The following is a 21,218-nucleotide window of genomic DNA, read 5'->3' as shown; positions in this document are numbered from 1 at the left end:
TTGATCTCACGCCATGGATGACGTCAATCGATGTCGAGGAAACTCCGCAGCTGCTCCGAGCGGCTGGGATGGCGCAGCTTTCGCAGCGCCTTGGCCTCTATCTGCCTTATACGCTCGCGGGTGACGTCGAACTGCTTGCCGACCTCCTCGAGGGTGTGGTCGGTGTTCATGTCGATGCCGAAGCGCATCCGCAGCACCTTGGCCTCGCGCGGGGTGAGGCCGGCGAGCACGCCGTGCACGGTCTCGGACAGGTTGATGTTGGTGGTGGCCTCGACCGGGGACTCGACGTTGATGTCCTCGATGAAGTCGCCCAGGTGCGAGTCCTCGTCGTCGCCGATCGGGGTCTCCATCGAGATCGGCTCCTTGGCGATCTTCATCACCTTGCGGATCTTGTCCTCGGGCATCTCCATTTCCTTGGCCAGCTCCTCCGGCGTGGCCTCGCGGCCGTACTGCTGGAGCATCTGCCGGGAAATGCGGTTGAGCTTGTTGATCGTCTCGATCATGTGCACCGGGATGCGGATGGTGCGCGCCTGGTCGGCGATCGAGCGGGTGATCGCCTGGCGGATCCACCAGGTGGCGTAGGTCGAGAACTTGAAGCCGCGGCGGTGCTCAAACTTGTCGACCGCCTTCATCAGGCCGATGTTGCCCTCCTGGATCAGGTCCAGGAACTGCAGGCCGCGGTTGGTGTACTTCTTGGCGATCGAGATCACCAGCCGCAGGTTGGCCTCGACCATCTCCTTCTTGGCCTTGCGCGCCTTGGCCTCGCCGTAGGCCATCGCCCGGTTGATCTCCTTGAGATCGGCCAGGGTCACGCTCATCGTCTTCTCGATCGAGGCGATCGATTCCTGCTCGGCGACGATCTGGTCCTTGACCTCGCGCAAGCCCGACGACCACTTCTGCTTGCGCTTGAGCATCTCGTCGACCCAGTCCGTGTTGGTCTGGTTGCCGTCCCAGGCGCGCAGGAAGTCCTTGCGCGGCATCTTCGCCACGCGCGTGGACAGGTCAAGGATGCGGCGCTCGTGATCCTTGATCTCGCCGACCACCTCACGCAGCTTGCGCACCAGGGTGTCGGTCAGCGGCAGCGGCAGCTTGAGGGTCATCAGCTGCGCGGCCATCTCCTCGCGCAGCTTCAGCGCCGACTTGTGGGTCGGACCGTACTTGGCGTAGGTCTTCTGGAACTTGGCGTACAGCGCCGCCAGCGCCTCCATCCGGCGCGCGACCTCCTCCGGATCCGGACCGGTCGGGCCGGCCTCCTCGGTGCTGTCGTCGTCGTCGTCGGACTCGCTGTCGTCGTCGCCGTCGCCGTCCTTCTGCGCCGCGGCGCCCTTGCTGTCGCCGTTGTTGGCGGCGGCCGGCGGTTCGTTCTCCTCGTCGAGATGGTCGTTGAAGCCGACCACGATCTCGGCCAGGCGCTTCTTGCCCGCCTTGTGCAGTTCGAAATCCTCGAGCAGCAGCTGGATCGACCACGGGAAGCTCGCCAGTGAGGCCAGCATCTGGTTCAGGCCTTCTTCGATGCGCTTGGCGATCGCGATCTCGCCCTCGCGGGTCAGCAGCTCCACCGTGCCCATCTCGCGCATGTACATGCGCACCGGGTCGGTGGTGCGGCCACCCTCGGCATCGAGCGCGGTCAGCGTCGCCGCGGCCTCTTCGGCGGCGGTGTCGTCGACATCGCGGTTGCCGCTGGACTCGCCGGCAAGCAGCAGCGTCTCGGCATCGGGCGTGGTCTCGTGGACCGCGATGCCCATGCCGTTGATCATGCCGATGATGTCTTCGATCTGCTCCGGATCGACGAGGTCATCGGGCAGGTGATCGTTGACCTCGGCATAGGTCAGATAGCCCTGTTCCAGGCCCTTGCTGATCAGCTGCTTGATGTCGGACTGCGGTGCCGTCTGACGTTCATTGGCCATAGGATTGCGCTACCAGGCAGAAGGAAAAAGTGAACCCGTAATTATACCAGCCGCGGCGCCCTGCCGTCCCGGCGGGCACGATTCGGCCGCTGCGGGACGGGAGGTCAGGAACGCAGCAGGAAGGTCACCGGGCCGTCATCGACCGGGCTGACTTCCATATGGGCACCGAAGCGGCCGGTTTCCACCCGCGCCAGGAAGAAAGCCGGCGTGCGGGTCTTCCTGAACGCGCCGCCGCGCGGGGCTGTCGCCAAAGCGCCCGCTCATGCCCTGAGCAGGAAGGTCACCGGGCCATCGTTGACCAGGCTGACCTTCATATGGGCACCGAAGCGGCCGGTTTCCACCCCCAAAGGATGCTTTTCGCGGCAGATCGCCGCAAGAAGACTGAAAATCCGTTCAGCTTCGGCCGGCGCGGCGGCGGTGCTGAATCCCGGGCGCGTGCCCGAGCCGGTATCGGCGGCGAGGGTGAACTGGCTGACCAGCAGCAATCCGCCGGCCGTGTCGGCCAGGGAACGGTTCATCCGCCCGTCGTCGTCGGCGAACACCCGGTAGCCCAACAGACGCTCGGCCATGCGCCGCGCCTGCGACTCGTCGTCGCCCGGCTCGACGCCGACCAGGGCGAGCAGGCCGGGGCCGATCGCGCCGATCGTCTCGCCGTCGACGCTGACGCTGGCGCGGGTGACACGCTGGATGAGGCTGAGCATGGGCGGGAATCGGGAATCGGGAATCGGGAATCGGGAATCGGGAATCGGGAATCGGGAATCGGGAATCGGGAATCGGGAATCGGGAATCGGGAATCGGGAATCGGGAATCGGGAATCGGGAAAGCGTAACGCCTTTGCTCGTCATCCCAGCGCAAGCTGGGATCCATTTTGATTTTTTCCGGCACGTTTGAACGAACGGGCAAGGACAAGGGATCCCAGCTCACGCTGGGATGACGGTGTCGAGACTGCGCGCCCATCGCCCATCACCGACCATCGACGGCTCACGATTCTCCCATCACCGTCGGCCGACCCTGCCCGCTCACGCCCGGCCCCCACGCACCGCTAGACTTGCGCCGATGACCCGCCTCGTCGCCGGACTCCTTTATCTGCTCGCCTGCGCGTTCGGCCGGCTGCCATGGCCGGTCCTGTACCGCATCGGCGATGCCCTGGCGTGGCTGTGGCGACGGCTGGATGCGCGCGAGAGCTTCGTGGCGCGGCGCAACCTGGAGATCGCCTATCCGGAGCTGCTGCCGCAACAGCGCGACGAGTGGCATCGCGCGGTCCTGCGCACCACCGCGCGCCAGTTCCTGGAGACGCTGCGCTTCTGGACCCGGACGCATGCCGACAACCTGGCGCTGATCCGCGAAACCAGCGGCGTCGATTTGTTCGACGCCGCCCTCGCCTCCGGCCGCGGCCTGATCGTGGCCGCGCCGCACTACGGCAACTGGGAACTGCTCAACCAGTGGCTGGCCTCGCGTACGCCGATCTCGGTGCTGTACCGGCCGCCGGACGCGGCGGTCGGCGAAGCCTTCCTGCGCCGGGTGCGCGCCGACGCCGGGGCGCAGGTGACCCAGGTGCGGGCGGAAGGCGCATCCGCGGTGCGGCAGCTGCTGCGCCTGCTCAAGGACGGCGGCGTGACCGGCATCCTGCCCGACCAGCAACCCAAGGTCGGCGACGGCGAGTACGTGCCGTTCTTCGGCATGGACGCGCTCACCATGACCCTGCTCGGGCGCCTGGCCGCGCGCACCAATGCCACGGTGCTGTTCGCCTACTGCGAGCGGATCGGGCCGGAGCCGGCGTTCGCGCTTCGGATCGAGGCGGCGCCCGAGGCGATCGCCGATCCCGACCCGCGCGTCGCCACCACCGCTCTCAATGCCGCGGTCGAGCGCATCGCCCGCCGCGATCCGGCGCAGTACCAGTGGACCTATAAGCGCTGGCGCTGGCGCCCGGCCGGCAGCGGCCAACCCAATCCCTACGAGAAGACGCCCGCATGATCGACATCGAGGACCTCGGCCTGACCGCGCCGGACGGACCGGACGTACCCGAGGGCGATCGCGGCTGGCAGCCGCTGCCGCCGCAGGCGCGCACGCTGTTCATGCTCGCCGGCGGGCTCGGCGCCGCGGTTCCGGCGGTGATCACCCTCGCCGCCGGCGGTGTGGTGCTGTGGCACCGGCCGGCGCTGCTGGCCGCGGCGGCGGCCGGCTGGCTGCTGTTCGGCCTGTTCTCGATCTGGCTCGGCCACAAGAAGTACCGGTACACCCACTGGCTGCTGGACGACGACGGCTTCGCCCTGCGCCGCGGCCGGCTGTGGCGCAGCGAGACCCGGGTGCCCGGATCGCGGGTGCAGCACCTGGACATCAGCCGCGGGCCGCTGGAGCGGCGCTTCGGCCTGGCGACGCTGGTGATCCACACCGCCGGCACCAAGCAGAGCGCGGTCACCGTGCCGGGCCTGGACGCCGACGACGCCGAACGCCTGCGCGACCATCTCGCGCAACGGGTCGAGCACGACGATGACGACGCCTGAGCCGGCCGCGCCGGACCCGGTGCCGGAGGAGTCCCTGCCCACCGGGGTCGAACGCCGGCTGCATCCGCTGTCGTGGCTGTTCGTGCTGATCGCGCAGCTCAAGCAGTTCCTGGTGCCGCTGATCGCGCTGCTGTTCTTCGGCGGCCGCGGCAACGGCTACCAGATGATGCCGGCGATGATCGCCGTCGCAGTGATCGCGCTGCTGTCGCTGTGGCGCTACTTCACCTACCGCTACCGGATCGGCAGCGACAGCGTGTTCGTGCGCAGCGGCCTGTTCGAACGCAGCCTGCGCCAGGTGCCGTTCTCGCGCATCCATGACGTCGCCGTGCACCAGTCGTTGCTGCACCGGATGTTCGAGGTGGCGGAAGTACGGCTGGAATCGGCCAGCGGCAACAGGCCCGAGGCACGGATGCAGGTGCTGCGGCTGGACGAGGCGCTGGCGCTCGAGCGGCTGGTGCGTCGGCGCGGCGAGGCGGCACCCGCAACGGACGCCGCCGCGGACGCCGCCGAAGGCGACCTGCTGCTGGCGCTGCCGACGCCGGAGGTGGTGCGGCTGGGGCTGGTCTCCAACCGCGGCATGGTGGTGGTCGCGGGCGCCTTCGCCCTGGCCTGGCAGGTGCTGCCCGAGCGCACGGTCGGCCACGCCATCGCGCGCCTGGGGCGCGAGGCCTTCGGCTACGCCGGCGGCCTCGGCGGCGACTGGATCGGGCGCGGCGTTGCGATCGCCGCCCTGGTGTTGCTGGCCCTGGTACTGGTGCGGCTGCTGTCGGTGGCGCTGGCGCTGGTGCAATACCACGGCTTCCGGCTGGAGCAGCACGGCCGCCGCCTGACCGTCGGCCGCGGCCTGCTGACGCGCCGCCGCAACAGCGTGCCGCGCCGGCGCATCCAGGCCTGGACGCTGCGCGAAGGCGTCCTGCACCGCCTGCTCAGCCGCCGCGGCCTGGGCATCGATACCGCGGTCGTCGAACAGGGGAACGAGGAACGCGGCTTGAGCGAACTGGCGCCGATCGCCCCACCCGCGACCTGCGATGCGCTGGTGCGCCACCTGCTGCCGCAGGCGGCGTGGCCGCCGCCGGATTGGCGGCCGCTGCATCCGCACGCCTGGTGGCGACTGGCGCTGAGCGGAACCGTGTTCGCTTTGCTGCTGACGGCCGCGCTGGTGTGGCATTTCGGCACCTGGGGCCTGTTCGGCCTGCTGTGGATCCCGTGGTCGGCGTTCGTCGCGCGCCAGCACGCACGGCGTGCCGGTTATGCGCTGGACGACAAGCTGGTCGCGGTACGCGAAGGCTGGTGGTCGCGGCACTGGCGCTTCGCCGAACTCGACAAGCTGCAGGCACTGCAATTGCGGCAGTCGCCGCTCGACCGCCGTTTCGGCATGGCCTCGCTGTGGCTCGACAGCGCCGGCGCCGGCGCGCTGGCGCCACCGTTGCGGATCCGCCATCTGCCCGAGGCCGACGCCCGTGCATTGCTGGCGCGCATCGGGAACGAAGTCGCGAAGAGGAGGCTGCACTGGTGACCACGAACGGAGATGCCGCGTCGGCGCCGCCGCTGGTAGTGCGCTGCGGCGCACTGGGCGACATGGTCATGCTGACCACGCTGATGCGCCTGGCGGCGGCGCGCCACGAAAGCCAGGTCGACGTCATCAGCTCCGGCGGCTGGACCGCGCCGGTGCTGGCGCACGAACCGACCCTCGGCCACCTGCAGCTGGTCACCAGCCGCAAGACGCCGTACCCGTTGTGCCCCAGCCAATGGGCGCTGGTGCGCTGGCTGCGCGCTCGCGGACGCGGACCGGTCTACCTGTGCGATACCGATCCGGAGATGCGTCGCCTGCTGGCGCGTGGCGGCGTGCGCCCGGACGACCTGGTCGAACGCGATGCGGAAGAGATCGGGACCGAGATGCTGTGGCCGGATCGCTGGCTGCGGCTCGGCCAGCGCGACCCGGCGCGGTGCTACGCCACCGCCGAGGTGGACGCGGCGCAGTTCCGCCTGCCGCGACTGGTGATTCCGGAGCCGTCGCGGCACGCATTGGCGCAATGGCGCGAGCGAGAGGGCTTGCAGGGGCCGCTGGTGCTGTTCCAGCCCGGCAACAAGCGCACCCACAAGCGCGGCAAGGTGATGACCGCCGATCATCCCAAGCACTGGGACCCCGGCAACTGGGCGGCGGTGGCCGGTGCGGTGCTGGCCGAACTGCCGGGCGCGCAGGTGCTGCTGTGCGGCTCGCCGCCCGAGCATGCCGTGCTCGAGGACATCCGCGCCGCCGCCGGCCATCGCCCGCAGGTGCGCAATCTCGCCAACGACCTGCCGATCCCGCGCCTGTTCGCGTTGCTGGAGCAGGCGCACAGCCTGGTCTCGGTCGACACCGGCCCGGCGCATGCCGCCGCCGCGCTGGGCTGTCCGCTGGTGGTGCTGTTCGGTGCGGCGCCGCCGTCGAAGTGGCGCCCGATCGGCGCCGGACCGATCGCCGTGCTGGGCGGCGAGCACGGCGAACGCAGCCGCGTGGCCGACATCTCCCCCGAAGCGGTCATCGCCGCCTGGCGTGGGCTGTCCAACCTCCGGCCCTGACGGACGTGTCATCCCTGTAGGCGTTGCGCCGGTTGCGCTCCGGGAGCGAATCTTTGGCAGCCCCCCGGCAGAGCCGAGGGGCTGTTTCGAGGAATCAGCGCATCGCCTGCCGCCCGGACGCGTGGCGCCGGCCGGCCTCGAATTTCCGCAGGCCGTCGCGGGCCGCCTGCGCGGCGTCGATCGCCGCGCCCTTGGCGATGCCGTAGGGCGTCCACACCAGCTTCTCGGTGCGGGTTTTTGCGCGGATCGCCAGGTTGGCGCGCACCGATTCCGCGGTCTTGTAGCCGCGCGCATGGTCCAGATGCACGCACACCGCCTTGTGCCGGATCTGCTTGCCGCGGACGCCGTAGTTCTCCAGCCGCTCGCCGAGTTCGCGGTCCGGGCCCCCGTACTTCATCCGCTCGTCGTAGCCGTTGATCGCCAGCAGGTCGGATTTCCAGGCCGAGGAATTGCAGTTGTTGAAGGTCGCACCGGCGGGGGTGATGGCGTCGAGCAGCTTCGCCGCGAACGGACTGGCGCCGAGCTTTCGCCGGTTGGAGTCGTTCATGTGCTCGTGCGACTGCAGCCAGTCGAGATCGAAGCAATGCCCGGCGGCGATGTCTTCCAGGGTGATGCGCCGGCTCAGTTCCATGCCGAGCTTGCAGTAGCCACCCGACAGGAAGCGGCCGGGTTCCGCCAGGCGCGCGTGGGTCTGGACGAAGTCGCGGCGCGGAATGCAGTCGCCGTCGGTAAACAGCACGTAGCCGTGCGCAGCCAGCGGAATCGCCTTGTTGAGGATCTCCTGGCGGCGATAGCCGTCGTCCTCGTGCCAGACATGCCGCAGCGGCACCGGGTAGCGCGTCGCGTAGCCGGCGATCAGTTCGGCGGTCGCCGGGCGCGAGCCGTCGTCGGCGACGATCACCTCGAACGCCGGATGGCTCTGCTGCGAATAGCCGAACAGCACCTTCTCCAACCAGTCCTCGGCGTTGTAGGTACTGACGATGACCGAAATCTTCAACACGCATGACCTCCACGGGCCAAATCCCGCCGCCACCGGCGCAGGTTCGGAGCGGGATATACACCATGGAGGATTCGATTTTCGTCATCGCGCCGTGATGATCGCCAAGCGTCGGCGCGCCTGGACGTAATAGCGCTCGAGTTCGGCCGCCTTGGCCTGCACGCGGTGGCCATCCAGGTCATAGCGCCGGCGCGCGGGTCGCGCCGCATGCGCGGCAGCCAGCGTCCGCGACAGCGCCGGCACGTCTTCAGTCGGCACCAGCGGCGTGCCGATCAGCGGCGCCAGGTGGACCGCGCCTGCGGTCGCGGTGGCGACCACCGGCAGCCCGGCCTGCATCGCCTCGAGCAGCACCAGGCCGAACGGCTCCTCGCGCGCCGAGCTGACGAAGCAGTCGAACGCCGCCAGCCAGTCTTCCGAGCGTTCGACGAAGCCGGGCATCACCACCGCCGCGCCCGCACGCTGCCGCAAGGCCCGCCAAGCCTCGCCCTGGCCCACGATCGCCAGCCGCGCACCCGGCAGGTCCGCCGCGTGGAACGCATCGAGCAGCAGGTCCATGCCCTTGCTGTGCTCCATCCGGCCCAGCGCGCCGAACAGGAATTCGTCCTGCCCGATGCCGAACTGTGCGCGCAACCGCGTGCGCGCGTCCGCGGACGGCGTGCGCGGCACCGTCCAGTTGTCGATCTGCACCGAGCGCTCGCGCAGCGGCGACGGAATCGTCGGCAGCTGCCAGGGCGCGATCGCGACCAGGCCGTCAAGGTGCGCATGCTGCTCCGGCACGTAGCCGATGTGCAGCGTGGCCAGCCGCGGGCATCCGGTCCGCGCGCCACGCAGCGCACGACACGCCGAGCCGAGATGGGCATGGGCGATATCGGGCCGCAGCCGGGGCAGCAGCCAGCGCGCCATCACTACCGCGGGCCAACGCGCCAGCCAGTCGCTGACCATGACCACGCGCACCCGTGGATCGACGCGATGCACGATCGCATCGGCGCGCCGGCGCGCCGCCTTGCGGCGCAGGATCAGGATCACCTCGTGCCCGGCGTCGGCCTGTGCCGCCGTCAGTTCGATGACGTGGCGCTCGGTTCCGGCAAAGCGCTTGGTGAGAAGTACGTGGACGATTCGCATACGGCCTCTCTCTGGCGGGCGGAGTCTGTCCGCCGAAACTTCGGCTTCTTCATGACGACGCTATTGTCATCCCATGCGACGCTCAGGCCGCCGTGCTGCGCCGCAGCCGCGCCAGGAAGAAGCCGTCCATGCCGCCCTCGCCCGGCAGCCGCTGCCGTCCCGGCCCGTCGCGGCGGCCGCAGCCGTCGCCGGGATCCTCGACGCGGACATCGGCGGTGCGGGCGAGGAAAGCCTCGATCTGGCGTGCGTTCTCGTCGCGCAGGATCGAGCAGGTGGCATAGACCAGCACGCCATCGGGCGCGAGCATGGCCCACAGCGCATCGAGCAGCCGCGCCTGCAGCGCAATCAGCGCTTCGACATCGCGCGCGCGCCGGTGCAGCAGCACGTCCGGCTGCCGGCGCACGATGCCGGTGGCCGAGCACGGCGCATCGAGGAGGATCGCGTCGAAGCGATCGCCGTCCCACCATTGCGCCGGCAGCGTGGCATCGGCGACCTGCAGCCGTGCGTCGGCAGCGAGCCCGAGCCTGTCCAGGGTCTCGCGCACCCGGTCCAGGCGCGCGGCATCGACATCGAGCGCGGTCAACCGCAGCGACGGATCGCGCTCGAGCAGATGCGCCGCCTTGCCGCCGGGCGCGGCACAGGCATCGAGCACGCGCCCTCGCGGGGGCGGCGCCAGCACGTCGGCGACCTGCTGCGCGGCGCCGTCCTGCACCGAGACCGCGCCCTCGGCGAAGCCGGGCAGCGCCGCGACCGGCACCGCCTCGGCCAGGCGCAGGGCATCGGCCAGACCCGCGGGCGCTTCGGCCTCGATACCGGCTTCCCGCAGGCGGGCGGCATAGGCGTCGCGGCCGCCCAGGCGACGGTTGACCCGCAACCACAGCGGCGCGGGCGTGGCGCTGGCGGCGACGATCGTTTCGGCCTCGTCCGGCCAGTCCGCCTGCAGCCGCGCGCACAGCCAATCGGGCCAGGCGGCGGCGGGATCCGCCGGCGGCAGGCCCTCGCGCTGGGCGCGGCGCAACAGCGCGTTCACCAGTCCGGCCTGGTGCGTGCGCCCGAGCGCGCGCGCGGCCTCGACGGTGGCGGCGACGGCTGCGTGCGCCGGCAGCGCCAGCGGATCGAGCTGGGCGAAGCCGGCGTGCAGCAGTGCGCGCAACGGCCGGTCGCGCGCCGCCAGCGGCTTCGCCAGCCACGCCGCCAGCGCGACGTCGTAGCGGGCGCGATGGCGCAGCGCGGCGAAGCAGATCGCCTCGACCAGGGCGCGGTCGCGCGAATCCTCGAGCTCCGGCAGCGCGGCAGCGAGTTCGGCCTTGAGCGAGCGACCGCGGTGCAGCACCGCATCGAGCACCCGCGCGGCGCACGCACGCGGCGCCGAACCGACGGCCGGAGGCGCCTTCCTATGCGGATTCATGCGGATGGACACGGTTCGGACACTCTCACGCATTGGCACGGGCGCCGATTTCGTCTTCGCAACATAGATGGGTCGGTGGAGATTACCTGCGATGCCGGGTGAGGGCTCGCTGGGAAGCATTCAGGAAACCTTGCCTCTTGCTGTCTTGTGGGAGCGACGGAAGTCGCGACAGCCCTCCTTCGCACCGTCGCGACTTCCGTCGCTCCCACAAGTGCAAGGTGCGGTCGGCTGCGGATTCCCGAATTCATCGCGGCTTCCGGCAGCGGCATGCCGCCGCCACTCCCACGAGTGCGGGCGTGGCCAGCAACGCGACTACCGCGCCGCCGCCAGGTCGCGCCGGGCGTTCAGATAATCGGCGGCGGTGATCGCCTTGCCGCCGGCGCGCTGCAGGGTGCGGATGCGCAGCGCGCCGTCGCCGCAGGCGACGTCGATGCCGTCGCGCCCGGCGGCCAGCACCGTGCCCGGCGGCGCCTGGTGCTGCGCCGGCAACGCGACCGCGGCGTGGATGCGCAGGCGCTCGCCGGCGACCTCGGCCTCGGCCATCGGCCACGGGTTGAAGGCGCGGACGCGGTTGGCCAGCGCCTGCGCCGGCTGCGACCAGTCCAGCCGCGCCTCGGCCTTGTCGAGCTTGCGCGCGTAGGTCGCGCCTGCCTCCGGCTGCGGCTTCGCGACCGGGCGAATGCCGGCGCGCAACAGCCCCAGGCCGTCGGCCAGTACCTGCGCGCCGAGTTCGGCGAGGCGGTCGTGCAGTTGGCCGCCGGTCTCGTGCTCACCGATCGCGAGCGTCTGCGACAGCAGCACCGGGCCGGTGTCCAGGCCCCTCTCCATCTGCATCAGGCAGACGCCGGTCTCGGTGTCGCCGGCCTCGATCGCGCGCTGCACCGGCGCCGCGCCGCGCCAGCGCGGCAGCAGCGAGGCGTGCACGTTCCAGCAGCCGTCCCGCGGGATGTCGAGGATGCCCTGCGGCAGCAGCAGGCCGTAGGCCACCACCACCATCAGGTCGGGCTCGAGCGCGCGCAGCGCCTCGCGCGCCGCCGCGGTCCGCAGGGTTTCCGGCTGCCGCACCTCGAAACCGCGCGCCAGCGCCTCGCGCTTGACCGGAGACGGCGTCAGCGCGCGCCCGCGCCCGGCCGGACGGTCCGGCTGGGTATAGACGGCGACGATCTCGGCCTTGCCGGCCGCCGCGCGCAGCGAGGGCACGGCGAATTCGGGGGTGCCGGCGAAGACGATTTTCAAGGGTTCGGGAATGGGGAATGGAGAATGGGGAATGGTAAAGGCAAAAGCTGGTACGACCGCCCAAGACCGCCGTCGCGCTTTTCCAATTCCCGATTCCCTATTCCCGATTCCTGCGAAGCTTCGCGAGCTTCTTCAGCGCCATCTCGCGCTTGAGCGGCGACAGATGGTCGATGAACAGCCTGCCGTCGAGATGGTCGACCTCGTGCTGGACGCAGGTCGCCAGCAGGCCGTCGATCCGCAGCGTGAAGGCCTTGCCGTGGCGGTCCAGCGCCTCGACCTCGATGCCGTCGGCGCGGGTAACGTCGGCGTACACGCCGGGAATCGACAGGCAGCCTTCCTGGTGCGCGCGCAGCTCGTCGGAGCGGGTGCGGATCTGCGGATTGATGAACACCAGCGGCTGGTCCTTGCCCTCGGTCACGTCGATGACCATGAAGCGGTCCAGCGTATCCACCTGCGGCGCCGCCAGGCCGATGCCGGGCGCCTCGTACATGGTCTCGAACATGTCGTCGAGCAGGCGCTGGAACGCGGGCTCGGCGATCCGCTGCGGATCGACCGGATCGGCGACCTTGCGCAACTGCGGGTGGGGAAATTCGAGGATCGGAAGCTGGGACATGGCGGACAAAAGGTGGCGTGGATCACAACCGTGGGCGCGGACATCATTGTAACGCCCGCCAGGCTTGCGTTGCTCCGGTACATGTGGGCTATAGTGGCCCAGCTGCAAGGGGAAATCCCAAGGGGAGCGGGTAGATGGCTGGCATGCTTCAGCACCTTTCTCAGGGGCTTCGTACGGTTTGCGCCGTGGCGTTGCTCACTGTCGCAACATACGCGGCCGCGCAAGGGGTGCGCGGCGATCATCCGGATACGTACGTGGTTCAGCGCGGCGACACCCTCTGGGACATCGCCGGCAAGTTCCTGCAACGGCCCTGGCTGTGGCCGGAAATCTGGCAGGCGAATCCGCAGATCCAGAATCCGCACCTGATCTATCCGGGCGACGTGATCAGCCTGGCCTACCTGGACCGCGTGGCGGTGCAGCCGGGGCCGCGCGAGGAAGTCGCGCCGATCAATGCGATTCCGCTGTCGGATATCGAACCGTTCCTGAAGGACCTGCGCGTGGTCGACGCGTTCGAGCACCTGCCCTACGTGGTCGGGCTCGAGGAGGATCGGCTGCGCGCGGTCCAGGGCCAGGTGGCCTACGTGCGCGGCGTGGCCGAGGCCAGCCCCGGCGACCGCTTTGCCGTGGTGCGCCCGACCACCCGCTACCACCACCTGCAGCGCAGCGGCTTCTGCTGCGACACGTTCTCCAAGCAGGACCTGGATTTCCGCGGCCGCCGCACCCTGGACACCCGGCAGTACTGGGCCGACGTGGTGATGCCCGACAAGGGCAAGGAAGTGCTGGGCTACGAGCTGGTGCAGGTCAATGCCGGCACCATCACCCGCGGCGAAGTCGGCGGCATCGGCGCCAGCACCCTGGCGCTCGACGACGAGGGCCGCGAGGTCCGCATCGGCGACCGCCTGATCCCGGTCGACGCCCAGCCCTACGACCTGCAGTTCTTCCCGCATCCGCCGGCGCAGCAGACCGAGTACGGCCGCGCCCGCGTGCTGGCGGTGGCCGACATGCTGACCAGCGGCGGCCCCCGCGACGTCATCGCCGTCTCCATCGGCGCGCGCGAGGGCATCGACAACGGCACCGTGTTCTCGATCTGGCGCGAAGGCACCAATACCGTCGACCGCGTCGAGAAGGGCAAGGACCGCGACGCCGACACCGTGTTCTTCGAGAACAAGGTGCGGCTGCCGGACGAGTTCGCCGGCCACGCGATGGTCTTCCGCACCTACGACAAGATCGCCTACGCGCTGGTGATGGACAGCATCAAGCCGACCCGGGTGGGCTATCACCTCAAGCATCCGGACGCGCCTTACTGAGAGCCGGGAACGGGAGTCGGAAAGGCGTAAGGCCCGTCGTCCCAGCGCGAGCTGGGACCCGTTTTGACCTTCCGCTTCCCGCTTGCGCCCTGGAGCGGAGCTGACTCGACGCGCCGTATTCTCCCCTTCGAACAGGGGTTCGGACATTTCCTACAAGCGATCGCGACGGCGCCCTCGGGCGCCGTCGCCGTTTCCGCACTAGGCTGTGGCGATGACCGCCGTACCCGCATCCGTTTCGACTCCCGCCGCCGCCGACCGGGATGCCCTGCTGCGGCTGATCGCCGCCGGCGGCCCCGCCGCGCCGCGGCGCACGTTGCTGGACGCGCACCGCTCCCCGCGCGCGGCACTCGATGCCGGCACCCGTGCCTGGCGCACGGCGGGCCTGGACGACAAGCAGATCCGCGCGCTCGAGGCGACGCCTGCCGGCGATCCCTGCGCCCGCGACTGGCTGGCGCAGCCTGGCCACCACCTGCTCGGCTGGCATGACCCGGATTACCCTCCGTTGCTGCGTGCGGTCCAGAATCCGCCGCCGGCGCTGTTCGTCGCCGGCGATCCGGCGCTGCTGTGGCATCCGGCGGTGGCGGTGGTCGGCAGCCGTTCGCCCAGCGCCGGCGGTCGCGACAACGCGCGCGATTTCGCCCGCGCCATCGCCGAATCCGGGCTGGCCGTGACCAGCGGGCTGGCGCTGGGCATCGATGCCGCCGCGCACGCCGCCGCGCTGGCCGCCGGCGGGCTCACGGTGGCGGTGCTCGGCAGCGGCATCGACCGGCCCTACCCGCGCAGCAACGCCGCCCTGCACGCGCGCATCGCCGAAGCCGGCGCGGTGGTCAGCGAGCACCCGCCTGGCACTGGGGCGCTGCGCGAGCATTTCCCCGCCCGCAACCGCATCATCGCCGGGCTGTCGCTGGGCACCCTGGTGATCGAGGCGGCGCAGCGCTCCGGCGCCCTGATTACCGCGCGCCAGGCCAGCGAGGCCGGGCGCGACGTGTTCGCGGTCCCCGGTTCGATCCACAACCCGATGGCGCGTGGCTGCCATCGGCTGATCCGCGACGGCGCGGCACTGGTGGAGCGTGCCGACGAGGTGATCGCCGCGCTGGCGCCGCTGGCCGCCGAGCTGGGCCAGGCCTTGCGCCGGCGCCTGGCCGCCCCCAACTCCCCGTCCGAGGCCCCATCCGGGGCCCTGCCGGACATGCCGGGCAGCGACGACCCCGACTACCACCGCTTGTGGCTGGCCCTCGGCCACGACCCAACCGGTATGGATCAACTGGTCGAACGCACCGGATTGACGACGGCCCAGCTGTCCTCCATGCTGCTGGTCATGGAGCTTGAGGGCCGGGTCGTAGCCGAACACGGCCGGTATTCCCGCAAATCCTGAACGAAGCGTCCACGACGGGGCGCAGGCCGGGGGCAATGAAAGAGAGCATTCTGGACGTCCTGCTCTACCTGTTCGAACACTATTTCACCGACGAAGCGGACCTGCTCCGCGACCGCGACTCCCTCCAGACCGGCCTGCTCCAGGCCGGGTTCAGCCCGACCGAGATCAGCAAGGCCTTCGACTGGCTCGATGCCCTGGCCGAGCAGCGGCCCGGACCGGCGACGCCGCGCAGCGACGGCCCGACCCGGGTCTACGCCGGTCCGGAACTGGACAAGCTCGACATCGAAGGCCGCGGCTTCCTGCTGTTCCTGGAGCAGCACGGCGTGCTCGATGCCGACCAGCGCGAACTGGTGCTGGACCGGGCGATGGCTCTGGACCAGGACGAGCTCGACCTCGACGACCTCAAATGGGTGGTGCTGATGGTGCTGTTCAACCAGCCCGGCAGCGAGGCCGCCTACGCCTGGATGGAAACCCAGATGTTCGCCGACGAACCCGAACCGGTGCACTGAGCCTCCGCCCGGGCAGCATCTTAGGACCCGCCACCGGGGATTTGCGACGATCCCCGCCTTTCACCGCAATGGACCGCATGCAGATCACGCAAGGACGCGACCGGAATCCGGCGCAATGGCATTACGCCGACCAGCACGGCCTGCCCTGTGGCCCCTACCCGGCCGCAGGCCTGGTGCGGCTGTTCCAGTTCGGCCATATCCGCCTGGACACGCCGGTCTGGCACGACGACCCGGCCGCGGCCCGGCCCCTGCGCGACTGCACCGAGAGCTTCGAGATCGGCCCCGGTAGCCGTATCCGGCTGGCGCCGCTGCCGTCGGCGCCAGCCGTCGAGGCCGCACCCGCGTCATCCGCCGCTGCGGATGACGCGGTCGATGCGGCGCAGCTGCCGCCGGCCGGAGAGCCGGCCGACGATGCGGCGGCCCAGGCCCCGGCGGCGGAGCGCCACCCCGCATCGGTTCCGCCCACGCCCGCGGTGCCGCGCTGGGTCCGGCCGGCGGCCGCGATCGTCGCGGCGTTGCTGGCCGTGACCGCCGTCGCGCTGCGTTTCGCCACCTGAGGCGCAAACCGGCGACAATGCGCCCCCTTGGCGCCGGTCCGGCTTGACAGCGCCGGGCCTGGCATGATTCCTGTAATAAGGTGAAACCTGAACGCCCGGGGCCCGGTCCCCGGGCGTCCGTGTCTGCGAAACCCCTCTCATGGCGCCGGCCACCGGTGCCCGGAAACCCCTAGATGGCCAAGAACCTCCTCATCGTCGAGTCGCCCGCCAAGGCCAAGACGATCAACAAATACCTCGGCAAGGACTTCCAGGTCCTGGCCTCCTATGGCCATGTCCGCGACCTGGTGCCGAAGGAAGGCGCGGTCGACCCCGACCAGGGGTTCCGCATGCGCTACGACCTGATCGAGAAGAACCAGAAGCATGTCGAGGCGATCGCCAAGGCCGCCAAGGGCGCCGAGGGCATCTACCTGGCGACCGACCCGGATCGCGAGGGCGAAGCGATCAGCTGGCACATCGTCGAGATCCTGAAGGAGCGCGGCCTGCTCAAGGACAAGGCGCTGCACCGGGTGGTGTTCACCGAGATCACGCCGCGCGCGATCAAGGAGGCGATGGCCAAGCCGCGCCAGATCGCCGGCGACCTGGTGGACGCGCAGCAGGCGCGTCGCGCGCTGGACTACCTGGTCGGCTTCAACCTGTCGCCGGTGCTGTGGCGCAAGGTGCAGCGCGGGCTGTCGGCGGGCCGGGTGCAGTCGCCGGCGCTGCGCATGATCGTCGAGCGCGAGGAGCTGATCGAGGCCTTCGTCGCGCGCGAGTACTGGTCGATCGAGGCCGAGTGCGCGCACCCGTCACAGGCCTTCACCGCCAAGCTCACCCGGCTCGACGGCAAGAAGTTCGAGCAGTTCACCGTCACCGACGGCGACACCGCCGAGGCTGCGCGCAGCCGCATCGCCGCCGCCGCCAACGGCACCTTGCATGTCACCGACGTCGTCAGCAAGGAACGCAAGCGCCGCCCGGCGCCGCCGTTCACCACCTCGACCCTGCAGCAGGAGGCCGCGCGCAAGCTCGGCTTCACCACCAGCCGCACCATGCGCGTGGCACAAAGGCTGTACGAAGGCGTGGCGATCGGCAAGGAGGGCACCGTCGGCCTGATCACCTACATGCGTACCGACTCGGTGAACCTGTCGGCCGATGCGCTGACGGAGATCCGCGACGTCATCGCCCGCGACTTCGGCACCCGCTCGCTGCCGGACAAGCCGAACTTCTACCAGACCAAGTCGAAGAACGCGCAGGAGGCGCACGAGGCGATCCGCCCGTCTTCGGCGCTGCGCACGCCGGCGCAGGTGGCGAAGTATCTCGACGACGACGGCCGCCGCCTGTACGAGCTGGTGTGGAAGCGTGCGGTCGCCTGCCAGATGGTGCCGGCCACGCTCAACACCGTCTCGGTCGACCTGGCCGCGGGCAGCGAGCACACCTTCCGCGCCAGCGGCACCACGGTGGTGTTCCCCGGTTTTCTCGCCGTGTACGAGGAAGGCAAGGACCAGAAGGCCGCCGAGGACGAGGACGAGGGCCGCAAGCTGCCGCTGATGAAGACGGGCGAACGCGTGCCGCTCGAGCGCATCCATGCCGACCAGCACTTCACCGAGCCGCCGCCGCGCTTCTCCGAGGCCAGCCTGGTCAAGACGCTGGAGGAATACGGCATCGGCCGTCCGTCGACCTACGCCTCGATCATCCAGACCCTGCAGTTCCGCAAGTACGTGGAGCTGGAGAGCCGCCGCTTTCACCCGACCGATGTCGGTCGCGCGGTGTCGAATTTCCTCAGCAGCCATTTCACCCGCTACGTCGACTACGACTTCACCGCGAAGCTCGAGGACGAGCTGGATGCGGTCTCGCGCGGCGAGGAGGAATGGGTGCCGTTGATGGAGAAGTTCTGGGGGCCGTTCAAGGAACTGGTGGCCGACAAGATCGAATCGGTCGACCGCAGCCAGGCCACCGGCGCGCGCGAGCTCGGCACCGACCCCAAGACCGGCAAGCCGGTCAGCGTGCGGCTCGGCCGCTACGGGCCGTACGCGGCGATCGGCAGCACCGCCGAGGACGCCGAGGACAAGCCGAAGTTCGCCTCGCTGCGGCCCGGCCAGAGCATGCACACCATTACCCTCGAGCAGGCGCTGGAGCTGTTCCTGATGCCGCGCAAGCTGGGCGAGGACAAGGGCGAGGAAGTCAGCGTCGGCATCGGCCGCTTCGGCCCGTTCGCCAAGCGCGGCAGTGTCTATGCCTCGCTGAAGAAGGAAGACGATCCGTACACCGTCGACCTGGCGCGCGCGGTGGCGCTGATCGAGGAGAAGGAGGAGATCGCCCGCAACCGCATCATCAAGGAGTTCGAGGGCAGCGACATCCAGGTGCTCAACGGCCGCTACGGCCCGTACCTGAGCGACGGCAAGCTCAACGGCAAGATCCCCAAGGATCGCGAACCGGCCTCGCTGACGCTGGAAGAGGCGCAGAAACTGATGGAGGAAACCGGCAAGCCGGCGCGCGGTCGCTTCGGCAAGAAGACGGCTGCGAAGAAGACGGCTGCGAAGAAGGCGCCGGCGAAGAAGACGCCAGCGAAGAAAACCGCGTCCAAGAAAGCCGCGAAAAAGACAGCGAAAAAGACGGTCGCGAAAAAAGCCGCTGGCACCGGAAAGAAGGCTGCACCACGGTCGGCCGATGCCGACGACGACGCGCCGTTCTGAGGCGCCGACGCGTCCAGACCATGATCCGTAGGGCGGAACCGTCTGCGGCGGTTCCGCTCTACGGCATTCGTTTCGCAACGGGACAGCCCGCGGACATCGCATCGCGCCGAACGGTCACGCATTGACGCCATCGTGTCGCGAAAAGTTTTTCCCGCGACAACAACGGTCAACTTCATCCGTTCAACGCCGCGGTCACAGTTTGCGGCGACAACGTTGTCTATGTTGCCCCGGGGGCCGGAACCACATCCGCGCCGGGAGGCCGACATGACATCCGTACCGCACACGCGATGGCTCGCCATCGCAATCCTTTCGCCCGCCTGCGCATTGCCTGCCTCCACCGTGCACGCGCACGGCAGCATGGTCCGGCCGGAGAGTCGCATCTACGCCTGCGCCCAGGGCAACCGCGAGAACCCGGCCGATCCGGCCTGCCGCGCCGCATGGGAAGTCGCCGGCCCGCAGCTGTTCTACGACTGGATGGGCATCAACCAGGCCGCCGCCAACGGCAACCACCAGGCGGTGGTGCCGGACGGCACGCTGTGCAGCGGCAACAACCCGACCTTCCGCGGCCTGGACCTGGTGCGCGGCGACTGGCAGGCGACGCCGATCGCACCCGACGCCGACGGCCGCTACGAATTCCTGTTCCGCGGCACCGCGCCGCACGCGACCCGCGACTGGACCTTCTATGTCACCCGCGAGGGCTGGAATCCGGAGACGACGCTGCGCTGGTCGGACCTGGAGGAATTCTGCCGGCTCGGCAACGTGCCGCTGTCCGCCGACGGCACCTACCGCCTCGACTGCCCGCTGCCGCAGCGCAGCGGCCGGCACGTGATCTACAACACCTGGCAGCGCTCGGATTCGCAGGAGGCGTTCTATACCTGCGTCGACGTGCAGTTCGCCGGAGGCGGCAATCCGCCGCCTCCGCCGCAATGGCGCGACGCCGGCGCGCTGGTCGCGCAGAACGCGCTGCCGGCCGGCACCACGGTGACGCTGCGCGTGTTCAACGCCGACGGCAGCGATGCCGAGCGCATCGCCACCGTGCTGCAGGCCGGTCAGACCTCGACCAGCGCCTGGCCGCTGCGGGTCGGGCAGGCGGTCAACGCCCGCGCCGGCCACGCCCGCATCGGCGTGCTCGACAACGGCACCATCACCCCGATCGCCTCGGCCAGCGGCAACCGCGTCTATCTGAGCGGCGAGGGCCGCAGCCACCAGATCGACGTCGAATTGCCGGCGGACCCACCACCACCGGGCGACTACGACTACGTCTATCCGGACGGCATCGGCGGATACGTGCCGGGCGAAACCGTGGTCAAGGGCAGCGACGGCAAGCTCTATGGCTGCCGGCCGTACCCGGAAGGCGGCTGGTGCAACATCGACAGCGCCTATCACTATGCGCCCGGTACCGGCGTCGCCTGGCAGGATGCCTGGGTCTTGTACTGACGCATCCTGGCTGCTTTCGGCCTTCTGTGCGGGAACGACGGGAGTCGCGACTTCCCGGCAGCGGCATGCCGCTGCCACTCCCACAAGGGCGGCACGAGAGACGCGGTGCCGGCCCGCGGATTGCATCGTAAGCTGGCGGCATGGCCGCCCGTTCCACCACCGACGTCACCGAAGCCGCCGCCGTCCTGCGTGCCGGCGGAGTGGTCGCATACCCGACCGAGGCGGTGTGGGGGCTGGGCTGCGATCCGATGGACGAGACCGCCACGCTGCACCTGCTGGCACTGAAGCGGCGCGCAGTCGACAAGGGGCTGATCCTGGTCGCCGCGTCCCGCGTGCAGCTCGATCCATTCGTCGACTGGGACGCGCTGGCGGACGTTCGCCGCAATGCGGTCTCCGCCAGCTGGCCCGGACCGCACACCTGGATCGTGCCGGCACGCGCGGACACGCCCGCCTGGATCCGCGGCGCGCATGCCGGGGTCGCGGTGCGCGTCAGCGCGCATCCCGGCGTCGTGGCGCTCTGCAACGCATTCGGTGGCGCAATCGTCTCCACCAGCGCGAACATGACTGGCATGCCGGCGCCGCGCACGCTGGCCGAGCTCGATCCCGCGATCCGGGTCGGCGTCGATGCCGTCGTCGCCGGCGAGACTTCCGGCCTGGAACGGCCCACGGCGATCTGTGACGCGCGCAGTGGCGAGATTTTGCGCTAAAACCCGCGGAGAAGCACAGACGCGACGCTTTCGTAGCGGCACTCGTGGCGACGGCCCATCTCTCATCGCAGCGGAAACGACTGCCTGGCGCGGCTATTCATTGGCGACACCCGTGGCGACGGTGCTTGCATCGTCGCGGCGGATAGGATTGCCTGGCGCCCATAGTTGCGCGTGCAACGGATTTTTCGTGCAGTCACACGTTGCCGCACTGCACAAACTGTGATCTATTCGGGGGTCCGCGGATGCGTCGCGGCGGCAGGGAGGCCGCAGCCACGATCCCCGCGGCTCCCTCCACCCACGGTCACGGC

General features: G+C 69.9%; 18 protein-coding genes and 1 pseudogene. 11 read left to right on the top strand and 8 right to left on the bottom strand.

The window, feature by feature from the left end; translation table 11 throughout:
- Window positions 1–23: 23 nt before the first annotated feature.
- The 3 genes and pseudogenes from rpoD to dtd form a co-directional block, all read right to left on the bottom strand.
- Complete coding sequence (rpoD, locus tag AB5T46_RS17350) at window positions 24–1,907, bottom strand: RNA polymerase sigma factor RpoD (protein WP_370565320.1); 1,884 nt, start codon at window positions 1,905–1,907, stop codon at window positions 24–26.
- Window positions 1,908–2,011: 104 nt separating this feature from the next.
- Window positions 2,012–2,092, bottom strand: a pseudogene (locus AB5T46_RS20490) (D-aminoacyl-tRNA deacylase); the annotation flags it as partial.
- A 75-nt stretch (window positions 2,093–2,167) separates the two neighbouring features.
- Window positions 2,168–2,608, bottom strand: a complete 441-nt coding sequence (gene dtd, locus AB5T46_RS17340) for a D-aminoacyl-tRNA deacylase (RefSeq protein WP_370565319.1) — start codon at window positions 2,606–2,608, stop codon at window positions 2,168–2,170.
- A 355-nt stretch (window positions 2,609–2,963) separates the two neighbouring features.
- On the opposite strand from dtd, the gene AB5T46_RS17335 reads away from it, so the two are divergent.
- From AB5T46_RS17335 to AB5T46_RS17320, 4 genes are read left to right on the top strand one after another with little or no spacing between them, the layout of a single operon-like run.
- The gene (locus AB5T46_RS17335) at window positions 2,964–3,881 is read left to right on the top strand and encodes a lauroyl acyltransferase (protein WP_370565318.1); all 918 of its coding nucleotides are present in this window, start codon (window positions 2,964–2,966) and stop codon (window positions 3,879–3,881) included.
- Window positions 3,878–4,411 (top strand): PH domain-containing protein, encoded by a 534-nt coding sequence (locus tag AB5T46_RS17330; protein ID WP_370565316.1) that lies wholly within the window; start codon window positions 3,878–3,880, stop codon window positions 4,409–4,411. Before AB5T46_RS17335 ends, AB5T46_RS17330 begins: the two co-directional genes overlap by 4 nt.
- Window positions 4,398–5,927: a PH domain-containing protein gene (locus tag AB5T46_RS17325; protein ID WP_370565315.1), complete on the top strand. Its 1,530-nt coding sequence runs from the start codon at window positions 4,398–4,400 to the stop codon at window positions 5,925–5,927. The genes AB5T46_RS17330 and AB5T46_RS17325 overlap by 14 nt, the downstream gene beginning before the upstream one ends.
- Window positions 5,924–6,973, top strand: a complete 1,050-nt coding sequence (locus tag AB5T46_RS17320; protein WP_370565314.1) for a glycosyltransferase family 9 protein — start codon at window positions 5,924–5,926, stop codon at window positions 6,971–6,973. Before AB5T46_RS17325 ends, AB5T46_RS17320 begins: the two co-directional genes overlap by 4 nt.
- A gap of 94 nt (window positions 6,974–7,067) precedes the next feature.
- Here the strand turns inward: AB5T46_RS17320 and AB5T46_RS17315 are convergent, their stop codons facing one another.
- The 5 genes from AB5T46_RS17315 to def all read right to left on the bottom strand — a co-directional run bounded on the left by AB5T46_RS17315 (window position 7,068) and on the right by def (window position 12,349).
- The gene (locus AB5T46_RS17315; protein WP_370565313.1) at window positions 7,068–7,973 is read right to left on the bottom strand and encodes a glycosyltransferase family 2 protein; all 906 of its coding nucleotides are present in this window, start codon (window positions 7,971–7,973) and stop codon (window positions 7,068–7,070) included.
- A gap of 81 nt (window positions 7,974–8,054) precedes the next feature.
- A complete protein-coding gene (locus tag AB5T46_RS17310) occupies window positions 8,055–9,092 on the bottom strand; it encodes a glycosyltransferase family 4 protein (RefSeq protein ID WP_370565312.1) in 1,038 nt (345 codons plus the stop codon).
- Window positions 9,093–9,174: 82 nt separating this feature from the next.
- Window positions 9,175–10,500 (bottom strand): 16S rRNA (cytosine(967)-C(5))-methyltransferase RsmB, encoded by a 1,326-nt coding sequence (gene rsmB / locus AB5T46_RS17305; RefSeq protein ID WP_370565311.1) that lies wholly within the window; start codon window positions 10,498–10,500, stop codon window positions 9,175–9,177.
- A gap of 312 nt (window positions 10,501–10,812) precedes the next feature.
- Complete coding sequence (gene fmt, locus AB5T46_RS17300) at window positions 10,813–11,736, bottom strand: methionyl-tRNA formyltransferase (RefSeq protein WP_370565310.1); 924 nt, start codon at window positions 11,734–11,736, stop codon at window positions 10,813–10,815.
- Between the two features lie 97 nt (window positions 11,737–11,833).
- A complete protein-coding gene (gene def, locus AB5T46_RS17295; RefSeq protein WP_370565309.1) occupies window positions 11,834–12,349 on the bottom strand; it encodes a peptide deformylase in 516 nt (171 codons plus the stop codon).
- A gap of 143 nt (window positions 12,350–12,492) precedes the next feature.
- On the opposite strand from def, the gene AB5T46_RS17290 reads away from it, so the two are divergent.
- The 7 genes from AB5T46_RS17290 (at window position 12,493) to AB5T46_RS17260 (ending at window position 20,910) form a co-directional block, all read left to right on the top strand.
- Window positions 12,493–13,656 (top strand): LysM peptidoglycan-binding domain-containing protein, encoded by a 1,164-nt coding sequence (locus AB5T46_RS17290; RefSeq protein ID WP_370565356.1) that lies wholly within the window; start codon window positions 12,493–12,495, stop codon window positions 13,654–13,656.
- Window positions 13,657–13,867: 211 nt separating this feature from the next.
- The gene (gene dprA, locus AB5T46_RS17285) at window positions 13,868–15,031 is read left to right on the top strand and encodes a DNA-processing protein DprA (protein ID WP_370565308.1); all 1,164 of its coding nucleotides are present in this window, start codon (window positions 13,868–13,870) and stop codon (window positions 15,029–15,031) included.
- Between the two features lie 35 nt (window positions 15,032–15,066).
- Window positions 15,067–15,540 carry a DUF494 family protein gene (locus tag AB5T46_RS17280; RefSeq protein ID WP_149194477.1) on the top strand — a complete coding sequence of 158 codons (474 nt, stop codon included), beginning with the start codon at window positions 15,067–15,069 and terminating at the stop codon, window positions 15,538–15,540.
- A 77-nt stretch (window positions 15,541–15,617) separates the two neighbouring features.
- The gene (locus AB5T46_RS17275) at window positions 15,618–16,097 is read left to right on the top strand and encodes a hypothetical protein (RefSeq protein ID WP_370565307.1); all 480 of its coding nucleotides are present in this window, start codon (window positions 15,618–15,620) and stop codon (window positions 16,095–16,097) included.
- Between the two features lie 173 nt (window positions 16,098–16,270).
- The gene (locus AB5T46_RS17270; RefSeq protein WP_370565306.1) at window positions 16,271–18,766 is read left to right on the top strand and encodes a DNA topoisomerase I; all 2,496 of its coding nucleotides are present in this window, start codon (window positions 16,271–16,273) and stop codon (window positions 18,764–18,766) included.
- A 264-nt stretch (window positions 18,767–19,030) separates the two neighbouring features.
- Window positions 19,031–20,203 (top strand): lytic polysaccharide monooxygenase auxiliary activity family 9 protein, encoded by a 1,173-nt coding sequence (locus AB5T46_RS17265; protein WP_459558944.1) that lies wholly within the window; start codon window positions 19,031–19,033, stop codon window positions 20,201–20,203.
- Between the two features lie 140 nt (window positions 20,204–20,343).
- Window positions 20,344–20,910 (top strand): L-threonylcarbamoyladenylate synthase type 1 TsaC, encoded by a 567-nt coding sequence (locus AB5T46_RS17260; protein ID WP_370565305.1) that lies wholly within the window; start codon window positions 20,344–20,346, stop codon window positions 20,908–20,910.
- Window positions 20,911–21,218 lie beyond the last annotated feature (308 nt).

The sequence above is a fragment of the Luteimonas salinilitoris genome, from assembly GCF_041300785.1.
In the GTDB taxonomy this organism is placed as follows: Bacteria; Pseudomonadota; Gammaproteobacteria; order Xanthomonadales; family Xanthomonadaceae; genus Luteimonas; species Luteimonas salinilitoris.
The sequence above is the reverse complement of the archived record's forward strand: the minus strand, read 5'-3'. Positions and strand labels throughout refer to the sequence as shown.

Excerpts from the sequence above, each read along its gene's own strand:
- rpoD (WP_370565320.1), bottom strand. The coding sequence starts at position 1,907 with ATGGCCAATGAACGTCAGACGGCACCGCAGTCCGACATCAAGCAGCTG.
- AB5T46_RS17275 (WP_370565307.1), top strand. The coding sequence starts at position 15,618 with ATGCAGATCACGCAAGGACGCGACCGGAATCCGGCGCAATGGCATTAC.
- def (WP_370565309.1), bottom strand. The coding sequence starts at position 12,349 with ATGTCCCAGCTTCCGATCCTCGAATTTCCCCACCCGCAGTTGCGCAAG.
- AB5T46_RS17260 (WP_370565305.1), top strand. The coding sequence starts at position 20,344 with ATGGCCGCCCGTTCCACCACCGACGTCACCGAAGCCGCCGCCGTCCTG.
- AB5T46_RS17330 (WP_370565316.1), top strand. The coding sequence starts at position 3,878 with ATGATCGACATCGAGGACCTCGGCCTGACCGCGCCGGACGGACCGGAC.
- dprA (WP_370565308.1), top strand. The coding sequence starts at position 13,868 with ATGACCGCCGTACCCGCATCCGTTTCGACTCCCGCCGCCGCCGACCGG.
- AB5T46_RS17280 (WP_149194477.1), top strand. The coding sequence starts at position 15,067 with ATGAAAGAGAGCATTCTGGACGTCCTGCTCTACCTGTTCGAACACTAT.
- AB5T46_RS17335 (WP_370565318.1), top strand. The coding sequence starts at position 2,964 with ATGACCCGCCTCGTCGCCGGACTCCTTTATCTGCTCGCCTGCGCGTTC.
- AB5T46_RS17265 (WP_459558944.1), top strand. The coding sequence starts at position 19,031 with ATGACATCCGTACCGCACACGCGATGGCTCGCCATCGCAATCCTTTCG.
- dtd (WP_370565319.1), bottom strand. The coding sequence starts at position 2,608 with ATGCTCAGCCTCATCCAGCGTGTCACCCGCGCCAGCGTCAGCGTCGAC.
- rsmB (WP_370565311.1), bottom strand. The coding sequence starts at position 10,500 with ATGAATCCGCATAGGAAGGCGCCTCCGGCCGTCGGTTCGGCGCCGCGT.
- AB5T46_RS17270 (WP_370565306.1), top strand. The coding sequence starts at position 16,271 with ATGGCCAAGAACCTCCTCATCGTCGAGTCGCCCGCCAAGGCCAAGACG.
- AB5T46_RS17310 (WP_370565312.1), bottom strand. The coding sequence starts at position 9,092 with ATGCGAATCGTCCACGTACTTCTCACCAAGCGCTTTGCCGGAACCGAG.
- AB5T46_RS17290 (WP_370565356.1), top strand. The coding sequence starts at position 12,493 with ATGCTTCAGCACCTTTCTCAGGGGCTTCGTACGGTTTGCGCCGTGGCG.
- AB5T46_RS17325 (WP_370565315.1), top strand. The coding sequence starts at position 4,398 with ATGACGACGCCTGAGCCGGCCGCGCCGGACCCGGTGCCGGAGGAGTCC.